General features: G+C 41.0%; 22 protein-coding genes. 5 read left to right on the top strand and 17 right to left on the bottom strand.

The features are described from left to right. Positions 1-119: 119 nt before the first annotated feature. The 5 genes from DMB44_RS05115 to DMB44_RS05095 form a co-directional block, all read right to left on the bottom strand. Positions 120-776 carry a metal-dependent transcriptional regulator gene (locus tag DMB44_RS05115; protein WP_237265307.1) on the bottom strand — a complete coding sequence of 219 codons (657 nt, stop codon included), beginning with the start codon at positions 774-776 and terminating at the stop codon, positions 120-122. Continuing rightward, positions 773-1,921: a radical SAM protein gene (locus tag DMB44_RS05110; RefSeq protein WP_110641494.1), complete on the bottom strand. Its 1,149-nt coding sequence runs from the start codon at positions 1,919-1,921 to the stop codon at positions 773-775. Before DMB44_RS05110 ends, DMB44_RS05115 begins: the two co-directional genes overlap by 4 nt. A 462-nt stretch (positions 1,922-2,383) precedes the next feature. Further along, a complete protein-coding gene (locus tag DMB44_RS05105; RefSeq protein ID WP_110641492.1) occupies positions 2,384-3,187 on the bottom strand; it encodes an ABC transporter permease in 804 nt (267 codons plus the stop codon). Beyond that, a complete protein-coding gene (locus tag DMB44_RS05100; RefSeq protein ID WP_110641490.1) occupies positions 3,188-4,177 on the bottom strand; it encodes an ATP-binding cassette domain-containing protein in 990 nt (329 codons plus the stop codon). A gap of 10 nt (positions 4,178-4,187) precedes the next feature. Then, on the bottom strand, positions 4,188-4,613 hold the full coding sequence (locus tag DMB44_RS05095; RefSeq protein WP_110641557.1) for a PadR family transcriptional regulator: 426 nt from the start codon (positions 4,611-4,613) through the stop codon (positions 4,188-4,190). Between the two features lie 539 nt (positions 4,614-5,152). Between DMB44_RS05095 and DMB44_RS05085 the strand changes: the two genes are divergently transcribed. The 3 genes from DMB44_RS05085 to DMB44_RS05075 all read left to right on the top strand — a co-directional run bounded on the left by DMB44_RS05085 (position 5,153) and on the right by DMB44_RS05075 (position 7,440). Then, positions 5,153-5,446, top strand: a complete 294-nt coding sequence (locus DMB44_RS05085) for a hypothetical protein (RefSeq protein ID WP_110641554.1) — start codon at positions 5,153-5,155, stop codon at positions 5,444-5,446. Positions 5,447-5,566: 120 nt separating this feature from the next. Further along, positions 5,567-5,896, top strand: a complete 330-nt coding sequence (locus tag DMB44_RS05080; protein WP_201796933.1) for a thioredoxin family protein — start codon at positions 5,567-5,569, stop codon at positions 5,894-5,896. 14 nt (positions 5,897-5,910) lie between these two features. After that, positions 5,911-7,440 (top strand): AarF/ABC1/UbiB kinase family protein, encoded by a 1,530-nt coding sequence (locus DMB44_RS05075; protein WP_110641484.1) that lies wholly within the window; start codon positions 5,911-5,913, stop codon positions 7,438-7,440. A gap of 23 nt (positions 7,441-7,463) precedes the next feature. Here DMB44_RS05075 and hsp14 read toward each other — a convergent pair whose 3' ends face one another. Next, positions 7,464-7,838: an archaeal heat shock protein Hsp14 gene (gene hsp14 / locus DMB44_RS05070; protein ID WP_110641482.1), complete on the bottom strand. Its 375-nt coding sequence runs from the start codon at positions 7,836-7,838 to the stop codon at positions 7,464-7,466. A gap of 299 nt (positions 7,839-8,137) precedes the next feature. On the opposite strand from hsp14, the gene DMB44_RS05065 reads away from it, so the two are divergent. Beyond that, positions 8,138-9,367: an RNA-guided endonuclease TnpB family protein gene (locus tag DMB44_RS05065; RefSeq protein WP_110641480.1), complete on the top strand. Its 1,230-nt coding sequence runs from the start codon at positions 8,138-8,140 to the stop codon at positions 9,365-9,367. Position 9,368: 1 nt separating this feature from the next. Here the strand turns inward: DMB44_RS05065 and DMB44_RS05060 are convergent, their stop codons facing one another. From DMB44_RS05060 to DMB44_RS05020, 9 genes are all read right to left on the bottom strand, one after another. After that, positions 9,369-11,282, bottom strand: a complete 1,914-nt coding sequence (locus tag DMB44_RS05060) for a glycosyltransferase 87 family protein (protein ID WP_110641478.1) — start codon at positions 11,280-11,282, stop codon at positions 9,369-9,371. Then, positions 11,275-13,344 (bottom strand): glycosyltransferase family 87 protein, encoded by a 2,070-nt coding sequence (locus tag DMB44_RS05055; RefSeq protein ID WP_110641552.1) that lies wholly within the window; start codon positions 13,342-13,344, stop codon positions 11,275-11,277. The genes DMB44_RS05060 and DMB44_RS05055 overlap by 8 nt, the downstream gene beginning before the upstream one ends. 352 nt (positions 13,345-13,696) lie before the next feature. Beyond that, entirely contained in the window at positions 13,697-14,656 is a 960-nt protein-coding gene (gene htpX / locus DMB44_RS05050; RefSeq protein WP_110641476.1) for a zinc metalloprotease HtpX, read from the bottom strand. 88 nt (positions 14,657-14,744) lie between these two features. After that, positions 14,745-15,683, bottom strand: a complete 939-nt coding sequence (locus DMB44_RS05045; protein WP_110641474.1) for a GtrA family protein — start codon at positions 15,681-15,683, stop codon at positions 14,745-14,747. 104 nt (positions 15,684-15,787) lie between these two features. Then, the gene (locus DMB44_RS05040) at positions 15,788-16,705 is read right to left on the bottom strand and encodes a hypothetical protein (protein ID WP_153280160.1); all 918 of its coding nucleotides are present in this window, start codon (positions 16,703-16,705) and stop codon (positions 15,788-15,790) included. Positions 16,706-16,708: 3 nt separating this feature from the next. Then, complete coding sequence (locus DMB44_RS05035; RefSeq protein ID WP_110641551.1) at positions 16,709-17,620, bottom strand: 2-hydroxyacid dehydrogenase; 912 nt, start codon at positions 17,618-17,620, stop codon at positions 16,709-16,711. A gap of 373 nt (positions 17,621-17,993) precedes the next feature. Continuing rightward, complete coding sequence (locus tag DMB44_RS05030) at positions 17,994-18,887, bottom strand: ABC transporter ATP-binding protein (RefSeq protein WP_110641470.1); 894 nt, start codon at positions 18,885-18,887, stop codon at positions 17,994-17,996. Beyond that, complete coding sequence (locus DMB44_RS05025; RefSeq protein WP_110641468.1) at positions 18,884-19,714, bottom strand: ABC transporter permease; 831 nt, start codon at positions 19,712-19,714, stop codon at positions 18,884-18,886. The genes DMB44_RS05030 and DMB44_RS05025 overlap by 4 nt, the downstream gene beginning before the upstream one ends. Continuing rightward, positions 19,704-20,504 carry a hypothetical protein gene (locus DMB44_RS05020; protein ID WP_110641466.1) on the bottom strand — a complete coding sequence of 267 codons (801 nt, stop codon included), beginning with the start codon at positions 20,502-20,504 and terminating at the stop codon, positions 19,704-19,706. Before DMB44_RS05020 ends, DMB44_RS05025 begins: the two co-directional genes overlap by 11 nt. Before the next feature lie 104 nt (positions 20,505-20,608). Here DMB44_RS05020 and DMB44_RS05015 point away from each other — a divergent pair, with 104 nt between their 5' ends. Further along, positions 20,609-21,157, top strand: coding sequence for a D-sedoheptulose 7-phosphate isomerase (locus DMB44_RS05015; RefSeq protein WP_110641464.1), 549 nt, complete (start codon positions 20,609-20,611; stop codon positions 21,155-21,157). A gap of 138 nt (positions 21,158-21,295) precedes the next feature. On the opposite strand, the gene DMB44_RS09690 is transcribed toward DMB44_RS05015, so the two are convergent. Together DMB44_RS09690 and DMB44_RS05010 are read right to left on the bottom strand one after the other, a co-directional pair. Continuing rightward, on the bottom strand, positions 21,296-21,424 hold the full coding sequence (locus tag DMB44_RS09690) for a hypothetical protein (protein WP_255414317.1): 129 nt from the start codon (positions 21,422-21,424) through the stop codon (positions 21,296-21,298). A 114-nt stretch (positions 21,425-21,538) separates the two neighbouring features. Then, positions 21,539-22,131 (bottom strand): zinc ribbon domain-containing protein (locus tag DMB44_RS05010; protein WP_153280159.1); only part of this gene is annotated, 593 nt, incomplete at its 5' end.

Below are 22,131 nucleotides of genomic sequence, written 5' to 3'. Positions count from 1 at the left end.
GATGTTCGTTTCCACAATTTATGCACTCTTCACTTTCTACAAGCAGGAAAAATGGTTAACGCGCTGAGTTTCATGTGATATGAATCATCTGGGAAAAAGCAAATCCTCTATTTTCGTATTTAATATTCAGTAACCATTACGGCATTTGCAATATAGGCCGGTATTTTAACAAGTTTACCGCCCACTTCTGCATTTACGGGATCGCCAGTTGACAATACTTTAATTACCCTATCGGGAAGCAGATCATTCATTGCCAGAAAGTGGAGTATCTCATCTGTTTCGTAAACGATCCTGCTTATCTTCAAAGTTCTGGGGACATCTACGGACATTATGCTTTTATCGTTTATCTCCTGAACTTCACCATCTGGATCCGGTATCGGGTTACCGTGTGGGCATCGGGTTACACCAAACCTTTCCAGCGTTCTCTGTATTATTTCTTCTGTCATTCCATGCTCTATCCCCATGGCCTCCTCATCCACCCTTTCCCATGGGATCCCTATACATTTTGAAAGTAAGACTTCTGCAGTTCGATGTTTTCTCAGAAATTTATTCGCCTCGTGGTTTCCTTCTATGGTTAACTGATATTTGCCCCGTTCGATCTTCTCCACCATGTGAAGAAGTATGAGATGATTTATCTCATCTCTGACACTTTGCCTCTTAACATTGAGACTTTTAGAAATATCAGCCAGTGTCGCATAGCCCTTGTAAAGCATTAGTTCTTGAATTATCTTGAGATAATCCTCCTCGGTTATCGATCTTCTAACGAATACGCTCAATACACTGCCTCCATTATATCATAGGGTGCTATCGGGCATTCAAGAGGTTTGCCATTGAATTCCTGAAATTCTTCTCTTATTTTTGCCTTCAGTTCATCTATCTGTTTCATCTTTTCGTCCTGGGATAGTATGCCCAGATCCTGTGCGACCTTATAGTATTCGGTATCCTCATATTCGTACATGGGCGAAATATAGATTATGTCACCCTTGCCCAAATCCATCTGCGATATAACAGAAGCAGTATTATCTATATGATTTCTATAGAATTTCTTACCGCCAGCTCCTGCCATCAGAATTATGCCCACGTTTATGCCGGAACCCTTTATCTTATTTACAAGATTGATGGCCTCTGACACGTTCATCAGCTTATTGAAGATTCTCAGTATGCCAGGATCTCCAGATTCCAGGCCTATGTATACCCTTTTGAGGCCATGCTCTCTCATCTCCTGAAAGTGTATCTCGCTTTTCTTCTTCTGGGTCGATATCGCATCGACGAACGAGAATATAGGCAAATTGAACTCCGATTGTATCATATCGAGCATCTGGAGTAGCACCTTCTGATCGATGTTCACAGCATTAGCATCGCCCATGAAAACGCTCCTTCTTGCTGCCAGGCCCTTACCGAAGAATTCCTTTATGCTGTGGAGATGTTTGGAAAAATCCTCAAGAGAACGCACACCATACGTACGGTCTCTGTATAGGCGGCAGAAGGTACATTTGTTCCATGAGCATCCAGTTTCAGCCTGCACATATACAGGGAAATACTGATCAGGTGGAACTATTGGGATATCCCCGCCATATATGATCTTCATCTTTTCAGCATCAAGGACAAGTTTTTCATAGTTCATGTCCAGGAACGGCGAAACAGCCTCCCTTATTTCCTCCGGCAGGCTATCATGTGAAGACCTGAGAAAATCATATGCTGAATTTGCGATTTCACGAGCCTGATCATCTGGGATTTGTTCGAGTTTTCTTGTATTTCCATTGTGCGTTATTTTCAAAAATTTATTTTCAAGGGATCTCCTGTATGTGGCGTTGCCATCTGTATAGAAGATAAATCTGCCGGATAAATCCACTGTAAAGACTATCCTGCCGTCTTTTTCGATGCTTACTACACCCTGATCGATCTTCCCCATAACTTCCATTTTATCTCCCTCTCATATTACTGCAGACGAAATATAATTTTTCCAAACCATCGGAACTTCGTTGTTTAAAAAATATGAAGGATATTCTCTCCATGATAAAGTTTAATGCGTTCCTTGAAACAGCCTGCATTTTGATGGGTTGAATTTATCGGGTTAGCCGATAAAGAGCGATCATCAATATCATATGGCCAGCATCCCAATTTCATCTGGCTAGCAACCTTCTCTTGATCCGCATTTAAATATGGATATTCTTCTCGTCAAATATTCATGAGCTAGCATTATATTCTAAGAAAGCAGATAGCGGTATACGATCGTCATCCATTCAGCCAACATCATGTATCCTAGCCTAAGTTCTATGATTATATGGATCAACTTCTGCATGTGATGCATACATTTGATCAGCAAGGAAAAAGGATCCCTAAAATTTTCAAGAATAATTGTTAAGAAAAAATATGACTATCTTCATTCTTTGATTCCGCTTTCAGAGACGAAGTACACCAGCAGGATCATGATAACGGTCAGTATGAATAGATAGATCATATACGAAGCGAATGTTGAAATCTGAGATCCAGAGAGATTTCCATATATTATCAAAAGCCTGATGGATTCCGCAGACCATGAGACCGGATTATATTTTGCAACATCACTGAGCCATGAAACCATAAGATCGGGTGGAAACAGCGCATAACTTGCGAACATCAATGGCAGGTTTACGAGATTCGTTATACCCATTATGGTTTCCATTCTGGTCATTCTTATGGCTATTATTGAGAATATTGAGGAAAATATGAAAGAGATCATCAACACCGCAGCCACCATAAGCAGGGCATCAATGATGGTGAAAGAATGGGATATTTTCAGGCCATCAGGTATTATCAGAGCGATCGCAATGAGTATAACCACCTGGACTATTATTCTAACCACTGAAGCGATGATTCTGGAGAACACTATGGAGCTTCTCTTAATGGGGGAAACTAGGAATCTCTGAAGTATACCAAGTCTTCTGTCCCAGATTATGTTGATTCCAGAGAACATTCCGGTGAACAGTCCAGTGATCGTTAAGATACCACCGATCATGTACGTTATGTAGTCTGGTGCGCCATCAAAGAACGATGAAACGAACGGGCCGCCAAATTTAGAAATGTCAAAGGCGCTCCCGAACAGTATTATCCAGAAAACAGGCTGCAAGAGGCCCACTATGAGATATACTGGATTTCTATACCATTTCTTTATTTCGCGCACGGTGAGCGGTGCAAGACCAGACATCTATCTCAACCTCCTGACATTCTGCATCATCCTTCTGAACTGTTCCGGATCTATATCATCATCTATTGTGGATCCTGTATACTCGAGGAAAACCTCATCCAGCGAGGGTTTCTTGACATTGATCGTTGAAGGAGAGACGTTCCTTTCCATGAGGTAAGATAGTATCTTTGGAAGTTCTGTGTCTGAGTTTTCTACTTTCATTCTCACCTTATAATTTCCTGCTAGGGAAGCATGTAATGCTCCAGGATATGCGCGGGCGAGATCGGCTTCTTCCTTTGACTGAAACTCCATCGTGATTACGTCTCCTTTTAGGCTGGCCTTTAGGCTCTCTGGTGTTCCGGTGATGAGGACCTTGCCATGATCGATTATGGATATCCTATCCGCAAGCTGATCGACCTCCTCAAGGTAGTGAGATGTCAGGATTATCGTGACGCCAAGCTCTTTCTGTATATCCTTTATGTATTTCCACATCTTGGATCTTGTATTCACATCAAGACCTAGAGTAGGTTCGTCTAGAAACAGTATCCTGGGTGAATTTACAAGACCGCATATGAGTTCGAGTCGCTTTCTCATACCGCCAGAATACTGTGAGACATATCTGTTCCCCCAGTCGGAGAGATCGACTATATCAAGCAGATCCTTTATCCTCTTATCTGCATCTGATCTTGGTATATTATAGAATGCTGCAATCATTCTAAGGTTCTCTATCCCCTTTAGATCAGCATCAGTGGTGAGATCCTGTGGTACTACCCCTATTATCCTTCTTATCTTTTCTTTATCCCTCTTCAGATCATAACCATCAATGATGGCGTTTCCAGAGGTAGGCTCGATGGCTGTCGTCAGCATCTTTATCGTTGTGGTCTTGCCGGCGCCATTCTTTCCAAGCAGGCCATAGATCTCCGCTTCCTCTATTTCTATGTTCAAATTATCCACGGCTTTCGTACCGCCGGGATAGATCTTTGTCAGATTTTCCGTCTTTATCATTGACATTTGAAATCACCTATTTAGACTCTATTTCCTGAAGTTTATCCGCTATATCTTTAAGTTTCCGTCTGTCGAATTCAGATAGCTGACCTTCCTTCCTCACTATATCCTCAAGATACTGGACATAGCTGTATATTTCATCTATGACACTTTCCGGTGTCTTAAGATGATCGGACTGTGTCATTCCATTTATGCCAAGATCCTCCTTGCCTTTCTCCGACAGTTCGTATCTCCCATCCGGTCTTCTGATGACGAGCCCTTCCTTTAGCAGCGTTTCAAGCGCTGGATATATGGAGCCGGGTGACGGTCTCCACAAACCAAAACTGTGCTTCTCTATCTCGTCCATGATCTCAGCGCCACTCATGGGTTTACTGTAAATGAGGTATAAGATCCAGTATCTGAGTGATCCTCGCTTCTTAAAAGCTCCAAAGTTGCCGAACATCATATCGATTCCGATATCGATATTGAAAATTTAAAGTTATGTTAAAAAATTTCATAATTTGCTGCGTCCTTTATGTTCATCACACATATCTATTTGCATTATGTTATATAATAAGATAGTTCAATTACAGGAGGCCTTTTCGATATCAGGGTGGAGAATGCTGGGAATTATTATGGGTTAAATCATTTCATTCGATGCAATTTGAAAATTCTTCACATCAACACTGCATTTCAGGATGAATTAAGCGAGATCGGGTATTCGAAAAATAAATTTCTCATATCAACTATCCGTATCACAAAATACCGACAATGCCGGGAAGATATCAGCATACAAAAGGATAAAAATATAGGATGGATAGAGGTAAAGGTCTTCAGATCAAAACGTACGTGCATCTGTGATGCCCACAAAATGCTGAGCTTAGGGAAATGTATAACTTTCAATCTGCGGCTTCAGCATCTCGTACATGGTATTGCTGTGATTCGCTATAAGTCAGAGAATCGAATGGATGTGCCGTTGTCGATTGGGATTAGGTGATAGTGTTGAAGGGATCTGTCATCAGGAAAAGATACATACTTGTCTGGTCTTCAAAACAGGAGGAACTTTCGAGGGAGCTTTTTAGAACTTTTCGTTGCAAGATCAAATTTCATCGTGGCAATTTCGCCATCTATTTGGCCACGCAGTTCAACAAAGACAGGGTAATACAGTTCATAAATTCATATGATGGAAGCAGGAGTATAATTACGAGCGGCACAATAAGAAAATGCAAAAATAGGATGCAGGACGAATCTTTGATTTCTGACGAGATAGGTTCTGAAAGAAAGTCTGCCAATTGAAATGCTAGTGATAAGAACAATATCGCCCTGGCAAAGTTTTCCTAGCTCTGTTCGAGTGTTTCAGCTTGAAATCATTTTGGATCTGAAAAATATATAAGGTTAAAAGCATTGATGAGACATATGGCCTGCGTTAAAGACATCACGTTCAGTGAATTCCAACAGCTTGTTGAAAATAAGAAAAGTTTCATCATAGAACTTTGGGCTGAGTGGTGCCATCCCTGTAAGATGATGGCACCGTACTTGGAAGAGGCATGCGAGCAACTGAATGCCTGCTATTTTTACAAGATGAACATCGATGAGAGTCCTGAAATTATAGATTTTCTGAATATAAACAGCATACCTAGAGTGATCATGTTCATTAACGGAGAAAGGCAATTTGAACTCAAAGGCCTCCATAAGCTTGAATCCATCATAGATCAGGTATCCAAGATGCCATGCGATTCCGTCTGATGCCACGGTGATTTATGGGTATTATCAGTGATGAAATCCGTATATTCAGAAAGCTCTACCCAGTATTCAGGCGATATCTCAAAGACAGGAAGATTGAACGTGGTGATCATGAATGGAATTATGAAATTGAACGCCATGGAGAGCTTGCTGTCAAGCGATTTATTGAGCTCGGACCTACATTCATCAAGCTGGGTCAGATACTTTCAGCAAGGCCGGATCTGCTACCAAAAGAATATCTAAAGTCTTTCAGACTGTTGCAGGATAGGGTGGATCCTGATCCATTTCCCCTTGTAAAGGAGATCATAGAGCGCAACATTGGGCCAATAGATCATGTTTTTGAATATTTCAATGATGTTGCAATCTCTGGCGCTTCCCTTGGGCAGGTTTATGAAGCAGTTTATAGAGGAAAGAAAGTAGCTGTAAAGGTCAACAGATATAACATCGAGGAAAGGGTTAAGAACGATCTGATAGTGATCAAACATCTCCTGAGACTTGCGAAGGGAAGAATAGATAATTTTCTGTATCTAAGCATCGAAAATGTTCTTGCCGATTTCAATAGGCGCATATTTGACGAGATCGATTATAGAAAGGAAGCGTCAAACATGCGTGCCATAGCAGCAAACCTTAAGGAGGAAGATCGTGTTATTGTGCCAGGTGTAGTGGAGGAACTTTCTGGAAAGGAAATTCTGGTCATGGAATACATTGAAGGAATAAAGATAGATGAAGTAAATAAATTAAAATCAGCCGGAATAGATACTAAGGAACTCGCACTCAGATATGACACAATATTCATGCGCATGCTCCTGAAAAACGACATCTTCCATGCAGATCCGCATCCTGGCAACGTATCTGTAAAATCAGACGGCACAATCATACTGTACGACTTTGGTATGATCGGCCACATAAATGATGAAATGCGATTCAGGCTTCTATCCCTTTACGACGGTCTTCTCAATAGGGATCCAGATGAAATAATAGATGCCCTGATCTCCCTGAATGCCCTATCTCCTGGAGCGAACAGAGGTGTTGTCAGAAAGGGGATAGAACTGGCCATATCAAATTTCTATGGAAGATCGGCGGAAGATCTTGAGATCAGAGAATTGCTCGATGTTGCCAATGATGTCATATTCCAGTTCCCATTCAGGCTTCCGCGGGCACTGGTTCTCTATATGAGGATGTCATCGCTCCTGGAGGGCGTGTGCCAGCAGCTTGATCCTGATTTCAAATTCATCAGGGTACTGCAGAAGCTGCTCTACGATGAAGGGCTCATTCAAACCCTGTACAAGCAGCAGCTTAAGAATTTCCTCTCAGACACGTTAAGGTCAGTGGAGAAAGCCGTTCAGATCGTGCCTTTAATGAAGCGAAAGCTGGAGAGCGAAGAAGAGATTGAAAGACCCAGAAGCGATTACAAAATTCCTGCCTCTATCTTTCTGGGATTCCTTCTTGTGTCATTTTTCCTGGAGATTCAGAATAGGCCTTTTATATTCATTCCCTTAATAATCCTGGATTCTATAGCATTTGTCTACGTCATGATAAGAAAATAATGATAAGATAAATAATGATTTTTTCACTCAATTTCTACTGTTTTTATATCTTTGGCCTTCATCCTGACGGTGAGAAGGCCGTCCTGATATTTAGCAGAAATACTGGATTGTTCAACATCTACCGGCAGGCGCACAACCTTGAAGACCTTGTCCACTCTTTGATCGAGATAGACCGATTTATACTCCCTCTTTCGTTCCGCCCTTATGGTAAGAACGTTTTTATCAACGGTCACCCTTATGTCCTTCTTGTCGAAGCCCGCCAGCTCAGCTTCCAGCACCAGATCTTCTCCATCCTGATACATCGTCACAGGCGGATAGATGAATGATGATACTTCTTTCACGGTGTTTGAAACATTTTTCAACATCTCATTTGTAAAGAATCTAACGGGTGAATACATAATTTATTAAATACCAACTGATATATAAGCATTGATTCCGATAGCAGCTACATTGTTCTAAATTATTTCAGGAAGCATTTCCATAAATGAAAGATTGGATGTACTGAAATCTGTAGGTATCGTTATTTAAGCTCCCAGTATACAGATCATCACGAGATGTATATTGTATCCCATGCCCTGATCTTTTATAGGAAGGTTAGGAGTTTGAGGGAAGCAGTAAAACTCCGACCTTTAGGGAGGAGATACACGGACTTCCCTCAATGGAAATATTTATAAACAATTTACCATACTTATAGATAGTGATAACAGCCACCAAAGTAAAGCTGTATCCAAACGAAGGACAGAAAATATTATTGGAGAAGCACTTTGGCAGCTGTAGATTCGTATACAATTACTTTCTAAAAAGGAGGGATGAATACTATATAACGCATAGGGATGCACAGAGATCTTCTCTGAACTATTTCGACACAAATAACATGCTCATCGAACTCAAGAAGGAATATCCATGGCTGTACGAGATCAACGCCCAATCACTTCAGATGTCTCTACGCTTTCTCGATAATGCATTCAAGAACTTCTTCCATAAGAACGCAGAACATCCAAGATTCAGGAAGAAGGAAAGGAACGAATTCTTTGCAGTACCACAGCACATCAAAATTCAAGGAAACAGGATCTATTTCCCAAAGTTCTCTGAAGGCATATACTTCAAGGGATCTAAAGATAAGCTATCAGAAATAAGGGACATAAATGAGATAATAATAACAAAGGATTCAGGATACTATTACTGCTCTATTATATATGAAAATGAGGAAGAACTACCAGAGAAGAAACCATTATCTGAAGAGAACTCCGTTGGTATAGATCTAGGCATCGAAAAATTTGCAACCTTATCGAATGGTATAGCAATAGAGAATCCAGGATTCATAAAGAAGGTAGAGAAAAGAATAAGACGATTACAAAAACAGTTATCGAGAAAGCAGAATGGATCGAAGAATAGAAGCAAGCATATACTTAAATTACAGAAGGAGTACATGAAGCTGAGAAACATGCGTGAAGACTTCGATGATAAAATATCGACTGCGATAGCCAAGCAGTACGATACCATAGTCATCGAAGATCTGAACGTACATGGAATGATGCAGAACCATCATATATCGAAGAGTCTAAGTGATGTTTCTTTCTATTCCTTCAAGCAGAAACTGGAATGGAAAGCAGAAAAATATGGAAAGAATATAATAGAGATAGGAAGATTCGATCCATCATCTAAGATATGTTCAAGATGCGGTAACGTAAAGCATGATCTGAAGTTATCAGATCGCATATATCATTGCAATGTGTGCGGATTAACTATAGACAGGGATCTGAATGCCGCCAAGAACATAAGGAAGATCGGACTTATAAAAGTAGGATCGGTGCGATCCGAATTCACGCCTGTGGAGATCGCAACATCGGGCTTGTACGGAATATATCCGTACAGGCAGAGGTCGGTCGTTGAATCAGGAAGCTCCGATGCTTCAGCTGAGGAGTAGCTCACTCACCGTAGATCATAGAGGGCAAATTGAGATCATAGAATGCCTGTTGTTCTCCGTAGTAGGCAATTAGCTTATAGGAATAATTGGCATTCAGCATGGACTGCTGATAGGAGGGCACGATCGTGAAGTTTATCCAGTTGGATCCAGCTGTATAAGACTTCACGGACCATATGAAACCGTTGAGATTTCCCAAATATCCATAGGGCAGAAATCTGAATTCCAGTGGGATTGGATGCTCACCAGTATATGAAACGTTGACGTTCATCCCGATAACGTAATACGAGGTTCTATTGATATTTGAGACAGAAGATATTGAGAATTGGCTGTGTTCATGCATAGGAACCGCTATAATGGCCGCCACAGCTATGAACACCATGGAGTAGGTCATTATCCGTTTGAGACCAATCCTGAAGCTCTTATTGGCGTTCCTGCCTTTTAGATATGGAAGAAATGCAAAGGCCATGAAGGGCCAGAATATGAGGTAATTGTAGAGATCTCTGAAATTGAAAAAGAATATGAGGAGCGGAAAGATCAGGAATGTGTATTTCATCGTTTCAAAATGTCTTATGTATATGAATAAGAAAAAGAGTATCGAGAAGACAAACATTATGGTAAAATATAGCGGTTCAAGTGAATAGTAGCCGGCTATGCTGATGATGCTTATTCCCTGTCCGACACCGATCAGCTGTGCGGTCTCAGGGGATAGAATGGACGAAATGAATGAATGTGGATTCGATATAATGAAACTTATATTGGTGATTATGAAGACACCAGCAGAGATCAGAAGATACTCGACAGCATTTCTGATACCCCTCTCGCGATAGACGAAATAGAGCAGAAATGGTAAGATAATCCATGGTATTTGCTTTATCGATGTTGATAAGCCATACAGAAGGGCGGAGTAACGAGGTTTCTCTATAAGCATAATTGAAGCAGTAAGAAATGCAGCCCAGGCAGCGTCTGGAACGGATCCATCCGCAAAATTGATGATGTTTATGTTCACCGCAAGTATGGCGATGGAGAGAATCGAGGATACTACCATCTTTCTTCTGAAAAAATAGATAGCCACCATCAGGTATATGGCAATGGTGAATGAGAGGATGACGAGCGTCGGGGGGAAGTGCATGATCACCGACGGCATGAACATTATGGCTGCCAGCACTGGATAAGAAAAGTTTTCAACATAGCCGCCTGTGGCCATGGGGGTGGTCATGTACAGCGGAAAATGCAAAGATTTGAATGCTCCACTCATAACATGCGCGGAATATGGATTCATTCCATGCAGTATCATCAATGCTGCATAGTAGTCCAGAGCAAGTTCGTCAGTTCCAAACCTAGGATATAGCGGTAAGATCGAGAGCGCGAGGAATATGACCGAACCGACGATGGCCATATAAATTAGGGCGGAAAACCTGAAGTATGACAGTATGCTCAGCGCAATTAGAACAACTGCAATCGTGGCAGCAACATAGTTGGAGTACATCGCGGCCGATATGACGGATAGGAGAGATACGGTCACGATGGCAAATATATAGGCAAATTTCCTTGGATTTCCATGTTTTTCAGTCACCATATCATGCACAAGATAATAGTCCACAAAAGCAAGGAAGAGTATCACAGGATCGAATGTGATATCAAGGAATCCAAATCTTAAGATGATCGTGAGTATGAGCGCACTGTTACCAGCAAGAAGTATGTAAACAGTTCTGCGTGATATCTTCATGGAATGGCCTGTGAGCGCGTATATCGCAACGAATATTCCAGCTATGGATAGTGTCCACTGAAGCAGATCGATGTAGAGATCCAAATAGCCGTAGACGGTCCAGAGATAGTATGCGATCATATACGCTATCACTGTGAAGCCAAGATACTCTATGCGTCTCACGGTTGACCACAGATCGTCATCATTCATATTCCGCACCTTCATACTTCACCGTCACCCCAGAATCAGGGCCGATGAAAAAGGAAAGTTCCGCGCTCTGCATCGGCCATTTGTACTCCATTGCAAATCTGGTTGCATTCGAGAAACTGATCGCATGCATCCTATTGTTCACGATGAGATGGGTGTAATTGGAATTGAAGGAAAAATATTCCGATGAGACTGTATAGTTGAAGTTTCCGAATGATATTGTATATCCGTAGATACCGTATCCACTGATGTTGTACTGCAATGTTAAATTTTCAAGATCGGATGATACCTGAAACTGGTCTGATGTTAAATTATACCATTCTGTAGAGTTAAAGGTAAATCCGTTGGCCAAATAAACAAGTTTACCCTCGCCTTTCGTGGCATGCCATCCTGGGAAGGGTTCAGTTGAAGAGTATTCAGGATACATCAGCATGGGGTTTGGTATTGGATATTTCGGTACAGCATAGAGGCCATTGCTTCTGTATGCGGTCTGCATATGGTCATAATATGCGATGATCACAAAAGAAGTGTTGGATGGTAGCAGTCCAAAATAATTATCCGGATATATGGTGAGGTTGTTCCTCCCAGGATGCAAGTACAGGTTTGTATGCCATAGAAGCCCATTTATGTTGTAGTTCTGTAAACCAGAATCTGTGAGGATGCGGAAGTATACGGGTATCGTCGTAGGATATCCATTTCCTGGTTCATAGATCATGGATATGTTCATCTCATCTATGACATTTGGTATGGAGATATTATCGTAATAGGCATTTATTGAAGCAATTTTGATGTCGCCATTTTGAGAATGGATGGGTATGGCAAAGCCACCGGTTATGATTATAAGGACGACAGAAAATGCGAGGAAGTGAGCCCTGTTGATATGCAGGGGTTTAATCATATTCTCACTGATCTTTATGTCAGGCAGGATGAGCATTATCAAAAATGGCCAGTACATAAGATAACTTATTAAAACCCTGAAGTTGAAGAGCATCACCAGTATGGGAAACGCAAAGAATGCGTATTTTAATGCATTGTAATACCTAACGTAGACGAAAAAAAGGAAAACTTCCATGGCCATTACCAGGATCGAGAAATACAGAGGATCTATTGGATAGTATCCGGCGAAGGATAATATTGATGGTCCAGATCCAACGCCTATTATATTCTGGTTAGCGACGCTTAATATGGAGATCAGCCATGCGCTGGGATTCATTATTATGAAGGGAAGATTAACTGCAAGGAAGGACACAGCTGAGGCCAGTATGAATTTTAACTCATGCATGCCGCCGTATTCCTTCAGAATGAAATAGAGAAGGAACGGAACAACTATGACCGGATCCTGCTTGTAGGCAATAGACAATCCAAGAAAGATGCCGGATATATATGGCTTTTCTCTGAATACGTATGCAAGGGCGAGCAGGGTTACCCATATTATGGAGGATACACCAGCGATCGTGAATCCTATGTAGAAGGCGGAGACCATCATATCTGTTATTATAAGTGGTGTCTGCAATTTGAGATTGTTCTTTCTGTAATAGTATACAAGCAGGATTATCGATATAAAATTGAAAATTATTATAACATATGATGGATTGAAATGAAATAATAAGGCTGGAACAAACAGAAGGACCGACAGTCCAGGATAAATGAGAAAATAAACATATCCACCATCAAGCGTTGGCGTATTGAAAAGCGGTACCTGGCTTGTGGAGAAAAGCCTCAGCATGTTTATCTTCAGATACGGGTCTTCTCCGTGCAGGAAGAGATAGGCCGCATTTGTCTGGATCAGAATTTCATCCTCAAGATAATAGCTGGCCACGTATCTTAGGGAGATCGAGATGAGCAAAAGCATGGATATGAGCAGGGCAGAATAAATGAGCGTAGTTCTGATCTTTGGATTGAATCTTGTGGTAGAATTTATCGCAAGAAGTGAAGATATGATTATCAGAATCCATGACATAACGAGTGCAGAGAGATCGTAGTAACCGACCGATAGCCATGCCATATAGGCATAAACTATTAGAGTTACGGAAATGGCCAGATTCCATGACCGCTCTGCCAGCATGCTGTAGGGATAATAAATCATATATTAGATTTTTAGCACTACTCAAAGATTGGATATAAAGTTGATCACTTTGTCTTCTAATTTTATAAAAAAGTTAGGAGTTTGAGGGAAGCAGTAAAACTCTCTCTTCGTACAAGAGATAAATCGACTTCCTTCAATGGAAATATCTATAGATCGTCTTCCCATATTCTCTTGTATCATCCATGAAAACCAAGTGGATGATAACTGAGTAGGATCGATGAGATCCGAATACACGCCTGTGGTTATAGTGATATATGGCTTGTACGGATGTCCGGAAGGGTAGAGGTCTCTTCGATGAAAGGAAGCTCTGATGCTTTAGCTTAGGAGTAGCTCACATTTTTCGGTCCTTCATTCTTTCCAGTCGCTGTATCCTCTTGGCTGGATGAGGATGATCTGAGAAGAAATCCGAGAATAGAGAAACTTTAGCTGTCTTCCATTCCTCAACCAGCTTTCTGTAATCCCCTGCTTCAGAAACGTCAGGATTGCTGAAGAATAGCATTTCTGTGAGATTGCTGGAGGTATTCTTTCGTCTTCGCCTGAAGGAATAACCAGTGTGACCAGTTGCTGAAACAATTTTTGCAAGTGCCGTCTGCAGCTTATCTGCACCACCATCTACTGTGAGAGCGGAGTTTATATCAGCATAACTCTCACGCATCCTATTGAAGGCAAGTATGAGGAATCTGAAGAGGAAACTGGCCACGATTGCAACTATGGCAAGCAACAATATGCCGCCCGCATTTCTTCCTCTGCCATCTGAGAATAGCAAAGTATATCCGAAATAGAATATTAGCGTTGGGATAAGTCCAACTGCCAATAGCATCTCGACATCCCTGTGCCTGAGATGTCCCATCTCATGTCCGATCACAGCCTTTATCTCTTCAGGATCGAGGATCCGGAGAAGGCCTCTTGTCACTGCGATTCGTCTGCCGGCAATTGGCGAACCATAGGCGAATGCATTCGGAATATCTACTTCAGCTATGTATATATCAGGTGTCTTGATTTTATTGCTTTTCGCCACCTCGCTGACTATTGAATTCAACATGGTATATTCAGGCTCATCCGGCGTTATCCTGTGTGTTCTGTACACCGCGCCGATCATATATGGACCGAACAGCCACTGCAAGATATCCATAATTATGAATATCGGCGCTAGTATAATGAGGAGCGCTAAAACGCCAATGTTGAAACCAATATAATACATTATACCGTAGATTATGCCGAATCCTATGGCGAATATGGCAACACCAACAGCAAGGCTGCCCAGTTTGATCCGGATCGACATCAGGGACATATTTCCTGAATCGAAATCTTGGATTTAAGAATAAAGAAAGATATGCGAGAGAAAATAAAAACTGTCTGATATCCTTAGAGATGCGTCATCAGTCACTGGCCTTGCTGGGGGCATGCCATACAAGTCTTGAAGACATGATGTATCTTGATAGAAATGCCACAGCTATACCTATGAGATTTGCGGCGAGCATCTCCATTCCAGTGTCCACAAGTGCTGTAAATATGCCCAGATTTATTCCTAGGCCTATCAGGGATGTGAGGTTGTGGAAACCCATCCTTCTGAAGAAGCCCTTCACGCCCTTAGATACCTCGCGATTGTTGAACGTCCAATACTCATTCATAAGAAAATTAGAGGTTATGCTGCTTTCGATAGCAAGTGCGTCTGCAAACGTCAACGGCAAACGATATGATAGCATCTTGAGCATGAATTCATTGATGAGGATGCCAGTCGTTCCAACAACCAGATACTTGGGCAGAGAGCTGTGGATCAGCTCATAGATTCCTATATATACGAAATTTTTAAGGTTCTGCCATACATTTGTTTCTACATATTTTACCCTGAACCTGTTGGATGCAATTATTCTTAAGAGGACTTCTCTGGAGATCTTATAATGTCTTGATAAGATATAATCCATAACAGCAGAATTCATGAAAATGACATCAAGAGACGTTTCGGCCATCCTATCATTTTCAGCCAGGATATGTTTGAATATTTTCAAAAGCAACCCAAGTCTTCTCTTTTCAAGTATGATATCGTACCTGTCGATGTCGTAGAGGCTTGAGATTATGTCCTTTGAGGCATACCCACCATCGCATATCATATAGAAGGTGTTGTCATCAAGAGTTTGAGAAAATTTTTTGCGGTCTTTTTCTATAGCCTCTACAGTATATACTTTAACCTCACCGAATGGGGGCAGATTCTTTGGTGCGTCCTCGTCATGGGTTATGATCACTAAAGTCTTGTCTGACAGAGAATCGCGTAATGAGACCTGCTGTTCTATGGCATTGGTTGCCTGCTGAAATTCCATGGTGATATGCCTTATCGGTATTTCAGCTTTTAAACTTTTCTGGTATATGATTAAACTTCATCTATATCAAGTCAGACGTTATATACGTAAAATGTCGAATAAATCTAAACACTCTCACGCGGATATTTATTGTCAGAATCCTGCATTGTCCACAGGTCGCTCACAGATGAAAGATATTTTCTGGTGCTTGAGGAGATCTCTATTCTCGGCATTTCAGTTATGGTATCTATCCTTCTATAGTCCTGAGATATGTATGATTCTATTATCCTGTTCATGACAAAGATGTAGTTGTTCGTATTTTTTTCATATGGTCTTAGTCTTGATATGTAAGAAAGCAGCTTTCCAGTCATTAGGATCTCATATGTAGCAAAATCCATATCCATGGAGCTGGCCATCTCAGAAATATCGTTATATTTCAGGTTTGCGGCTGTAGTCAGATCCCGCATCGCAATTATTCTCTCTATCATGCTCCGGCTTTTGTCGTAGATCATCTGCCCTATGTCAAGGGTTGTCAGACTACCGAGTGGATAGGCAATTACACCGTAAGAATCCAACGCCCTGGCCATTAGATCGATATCTTCTCCACAGATCAGCGGTCTCCAGTTACCAACATTCTTCACAACTTCAGTCTGAAATCCCATGATGTTGGATAACAGTATTTCGCTGGTTCCTATATTTATATATCCATATATGAGATCTGCATAAGTCAGTGAATAACTTATAGAGGGATCGAATACAAAAGTGTAGTTTCCTGTTGCCAATTTGATAGCTCTAGCCAATCCGTCGCTTCTTTTCCTTGTGTTCCTTGATATGACGCGTATTTCATCGTAATAGTAGTTCTCATCATCCGGTGCCCTGGTTGATATCAATATCTCATAAGGATAACCGGTTTCTTCAGCTATATCGATCATGCTGTTAATTATTCCATGAGAAGACTCTATGCTGTCAACGGTGGCTATTAGGCTGAGTTTTCTCTCATATCTCACCGTATCAAGCCTGACAGCATAAACAGTTCTCCTCATCATTTATATCCCCAGGAATCTCTCGCTCTTCATCTTATATTCTTCCTTCTTTACCACATTTCTTGGATGCCCATCAAAGAAATTCTTCACGTTTTCAAATGCCAGACGTAATGCAGTATCCATGATCTCCCCAGACATGCCTCCAGCCACATGAGGGGAAAGTATCAAATTTGGAAGATCGGCATCCTTAATGTTAGGTTCATCCCACCAGACATCTGATAGATACCATCTATCTGGATTTTCTCTGAGGAATCTCAGCATGTCGGACTTGAGGACTATGTCGGCCCGTGCGACATTCACTATAAACGCATTTTTCTTGGTCTTTTGAAGAATCTTGTAATTTATCATGCCTTTGGTTTTATCAGTGAGCGGGATCGATAAGACGATCATATCTGAAGATGCGAACAGCTCAGCCACATCATCAGTCAGCTTATCTACGTTATCATCAGCACCCGATCTCGTATAGGCAGCAATCTTCATTCCAAAGGCCTTTCCTATCTCTGCTACCCTTCTTCCTATTCCTCCATAACCAACTATACCCAGAGTCTTTCCATATAGAAGGGTAGTTGGTGACTGCTTAAACGTTCCAGATTTCATAAGTGAATTATTTTCTATTATATTCTTTGCATGTGAGAGTATCAGAGCAAAGGTATGTTCTGCAACCGATATTGAATAGGCACCAGCATTGCTGCACAGTATGATTTTATCAGGGATACCGGCAACATCTATGTGATCAACACCAGCACTGATTGTCTGTATCATTTTTGTTCTATTTCCCAGTACATATCGATCTTTTATGATCTGCACCTCGGCATCAAAATAATCCGGAAACCAGTGTAAATCAAAATCTTGAAGTATACTCTCTGCTATTTTCCGGACATGAGTATCAACTGGGAAATTGATATAAACATCCATCATGACAATAACAAGAATCAGGAAATAAGGTTTATGTATGTCTGATGGCTTTTTTCTCATGTCTGGCTATAAATATATACAGCTTACTATATTATTCCTCTGGATATCAGTTCAGGAAATGCGGGGCGCCCATGGAAAGCCGTGAAACACGATCTTCGACTATTAGATGCATGGATTTTCCCATATGGAAAATCCAGTGAAATTTTTGCAAGGATTATGACGTTAGGATTGCTGAAGTTCGAATACACGACTGCTGAGATCGCTATATCGAACCTTCAACGAATACGTCTGCTGGGGAAAAGGTAAGCGCATTAGTCTAAAAGATTCGATCTGTTGGAAGACTGTTCACGATGGGAAAGAATCATTGAAACACCTAGGATTCTGCATCAGAATGAGAGACGCTATTCTTGTAGAGGTCCTCGATCACGCTGTAATAATCGAAAGTTTCTATGGAGGATCCGGAGGATTCCAGAGCCTTTATTATTTCCCAATTTTCTATATCACGATTTTTTCTCAATATGATTCTGTTTTCCTCTCTGTCTATTACGTCCACACCGTTCAGTTTCAGATCTGTTCCCCGGATTCTACCTCTAACCTCCAGATATCGATCTTTCTCCACAGGCCCGAAGTGTATGAGATGTCCATGATCGATTATACCTATATGATTGGCCAGTAATTCTGCTTCATATATGAGGTGGGTGCTAAGCACGATCAATTTAACATTCTTCAAATTCAAAATTATCTCCCTTATCTCCATCATCCCGTTTGGATCCAAGCCGAATGTAGGCTCATCCAATATTATGATGTCTGGATTACCTATGAGGGCCGCCGCCAATCCGACCCGCTGTTTCATACCACGCGAATATTCCTTTGTCTTTCGGTTCAGATAATCTCTGCAGTGAGTGAGGCTAGATACTCTGTTCACCTCTGAAATGCACCTTTCATGCGATAATCCCTTTATCATGCATGTGAACATCAACGCTTCATACCCAGTTATGTATGGATAGAATTCCGGCTGTTCTATCAACGACCCAACGGATGAGAGAGCTCTGCCCGGATCTTCTCTGACGTTGATACCGTTGATTCTCACCTCTCCACTCGTTGGTCTTATTATGTTTGTCATTATCTTCATAAGGGTGGTCTTTCCCGCGCCATTAGGTCCAAGGAGTACAAGGCATCCGTTTCCCTCGACTTCAAACGATATATCGGTGAGGGCCTGAATATCTCCATATCGCTTTGATACTTTATTCACTGATATGTTCATCATTTCGCCTCCTTGTTTTCAAAAAGTACAGTTGCCGCTGCAAGGGAGGCAACGAGATATATTACCATCACGGCGACCGCTAGGAGTATCTTCGATACACCGGCTGGAGAAAGTGATATTGTTGGGGAGAAGGTAAAAAGATTGATGTCTATGAAAACTTCCATTATTATGTTGGCCGCATTGTTGAGAAGAAAAGGCGATGTGGTGCTGTAAAGCAAGCTGGTTATCACATCAACCGCATTGAAGACAAGAAAATAGATGATTAGAACTGTTATATATGCATAGATGTTTCTGTTGAATATGCTGCTTATGAAGAAAGTGAAGGCGAGAACTGAAGCTATGAATATAAGAGTAAGAACCAATGATAGTAAATACGAATTCATGTCTATGGTTCCGTAGATCCTTATGGTTATGATAGCTTCCAATATGATATATATCAAAGATATCAACACGGTGGCTGCATAGGCAGCAGCGTATTTAGCTGATAGAATGGTCATTCGTCCCACAGGCAGCGAAAAAATATGAAATGCCGTCCTGTCTTCTATCTCGCTTGATATGGAGGGAGATCCAAAGAAGACAGCTGCATACACTGGAATATCAACCAGCACGAAAGACCAGATATAGTCCAATGCTCTGGATTTCAAACCTGTGGTGATCGCGGTGCTGTCAAATCTGTCAAGAAAAGTGTTAACCTTGCTCTGATAGCGGAATGAAAAATACGACATTATTCCGCTGATTATAATGATCAGCGCTAGCATCAGGTAAAAACTTTTGGAACGATAATAATTTTTGAAATAATAGGAAAAAGCAACAGAAAATTTATTGAGCATTGAGGACACCTATGAGATCATAGGCCGAAGTCAAACTACTAATGTCCAGTTTGAATTTTACGTTGAGGTCATGTACACTTATTATTGTAGCCCCTTTCATATTCGAAATCGCTGAAAGGAAGTACGACTCATAGGTATAATTCAGGAATCTTATGCTTCCGGTGAGATTATCTCCGGTTAGGTTGAAATATACAGATTTCACGATCTTATTTCCAACGTTGAATACGGCCATCGATACATTTGCACTGCTGTTCAGATAACTGGAATATCCAATCGCATTCTTGCTGTCCAGTGTTGCGTTTATGGATTCATAGATGCCATTGAGGTTCCCCAGCACGATAAACCCGTTACTTTCATAGAGATAAAGAGTCTGATTTGTAATGGATAATCCAATGAATGCGAAACTCAAGTTTCTGACAACGTATATACTGTAATCCTTATAGTCAGCATAGAGGCTAATATTCGTCTTAGGTGTAAAGTTTGAACTGGAATTAAAAGTAGAACTGTTCATTCCATTTCCATGCATCAACGAAGAGATTCTGCTGAAATTTACGTTGGATATAGATGAAGTATCAAATATAAGGCCATAGCTTCTGTTATTGGCATAAACATAGAAATGAGTTCCGTTATAGTTAACATAACCAAGGACATTGGTGTCAGATGGCGCATAATAAAGTGGATCCGATTGCCTCTGATTCGCATTGTTAAGTGTAATCGCATAATATATGGCCGGCGCTATTACCGCAACGGCAATCGTTATTATCAAAAGGCGTTTCAAGAATACGTTCACATTTACTCATCATGAAATGATATATAAGTCTTTTACCTATAGCATGATACTATTTGACGCGCCAAGATCAGAAATGATATATCCAGGTCAGCACATAATCCTGCATGGATGCAAAAGAGTACTTGAACGAAGGTGCGAGAGTAAGGTTAAATCTTGACGTCGCCAGGATTACTGGAATAGCTCAGAAGATATACGATGCATTCATGGCTGGCAATAAGTTAATCGTTTTCGGAAACGGAGGATCCGCAGCAGACGCGCAACACTTTGTCGCAGAACTGGCGGGTCACTTCATGAAGGAGAGAAAACCTCTGCCCGCTATAGCTCTGACAACCAACACCTCTTCTATCACCGCGATATCGAACGATTACTCATATGATGTGGTATTTTCAAGGCAGGTTGAAGCGTTGGCTAAACCTGGAGATGTGGTGATAGGGATAAGCACTTCAGGTAATTCCAAGAACGTTATAGAGGGTTTAAAATCCGCCAAAAGGCTTGGGTGTCATACCATCGGCTTTACTGGAAAGACCGGCGGACAGATCAAGGATATCGCAGACGAGACTCTATACGTGGACTCCAGCGTTACATCCATAATACAGGAAGCACATATAACAGCCATCCATATGATCTGCAGCATGATCGATGAACATTTTTAAAGAAGATGTTATGGGTTTGGAGGAAGCTGTAACTTTAAAATCCTTCAGCGATGAGATACACGGACTTCTCCCAATAAAATGACCTATAAATTATATTTCCATATTTTGTATCATCCATGATAAACAAATGTACGATACTTAAGTGGGTTCGATGAGATCCGAATTCCCGCCTGTGGTTATAGTGGTATATGGCTTGTACGGATGTCCGGAAATATAGATATCCTTCGCTGAAGGAAGATCCGAAGCTTCAGCTGAGGAGCAGCTCACTTGCATGAAAAGGCAAATTTATATTCAGCTGTTTATTGACCTTTACATATTTTCTATGAGCCCGGCAAGGAGGAGATCCGTATCATAGGATAAATGACCACCGTTCCTGAAATACTATGCATTATTATGCATTTCTCTCTTGCAGTCATTGGCATCCTCAACAATTACTTGATCTGGATGGTACAAGTAATCATTCTTCATAGAATGCCAAGAGGAACTGCCACTCACGGTAAACGGGGTACCGCAGAGGTCTAATCCACGGATAGAGATGGATAACGATGATAATCTATTCCTATCGTAGGTTAAACCACAGCTATTGCATTTGGATGCTTTCCAGATTGGGTGCTCTAATCTTCCACCACATACAGGACATTCAGAAGAAGTCCCCTCTGGATGTATATACAATGTTTTATTATTTGATTTATAATCTATAAATCTCTGGAATAATCTGTATGGCCATCTGTTAATATCTGTTCTGAATTTTTTTGATCCATTTGGATTGTTTTTAGATTTATCGTTGTTTTTATCTTTATTGTTCTTTTTCTTTCCATTCTCCTTTATATTTGTTAAATCCTCAAAGACAAAGGTCTTATCATCATTGTCCTTTACTAGTTCAATTGTCAATTTCTGCAGTCTATCCCTTATGACATTTCTCTGCCTGTGCTTTGCCTCCTTTAATTTTCTATCCCTTTTTGCAGGATTCCTGA

The organism is Thermoplasma sp. Kam2015, from assembly GCF_003205235.1.
GTDB lineage: Archaea > Thermoplasmatota > Thermoplasmata > Thermoplasmatales > Thermoplasmataceae > Thermoplasma.
This window is presented reverse-complemented; position numbering and strand designations above follow the sequence as displayed.